Annotated in this window: 1 rRNA gene; it reads left to right on the top strand. The window is 34.5% G+C overall.

Features of this window, described 5'->3' with window-relative positions:
• Positions 1-252: 252 nt before the first annotated feature.
• Positions 253-345, top strand: a 5S ribosomal RNA gene (gene rrf / locus LEQ07_RS19840); the annotation flags it as partial.

The raw sequence follows: 345 nt of genomic DNA, 5'->3' as shown, positions 1-345 counted from the left end.
GGTGTAAGTGCAGCAATGTATGTAGCTTACCGATACTAATAGATCGAGGACTTGACCAAGATTATTTGAGCAACGGGATAAATATGAATGCATATGAATATTTAGACGTTGGCGAAATGATCACGGTGAATTTTAATCTTACAAATGTTATTCAGTTTTTAGAGTATTAAGTAAAATATTGTTTCAAAAAAGTGTTGACAAATGCTTACTGAAATGGTATTATAATACTTGTTCAAAAATGAACTTACATAATCTAGTTATTATAGCAAAGAGGATACACCTGTTCCCATTCCGAACACAGAAGTTAAGCTCTTTAGCGCCGATGGTACTTGGTGGGAAGCTGCC

It is taken from the genome of Paraclostridium sp. AKS73, from assembly GCF_025671395.1.
GTDB classification, from domain to species: domain Bacteria; phylum Bacillota; class Clostridia; order Peptostreptococcales; family Peptostreptococcaceae; genus Paraclostridium; species Paraclostridium benzoelyticum.
This window is presented reverse-complemented; position numbering and strand designations above follow the sequence as displayed.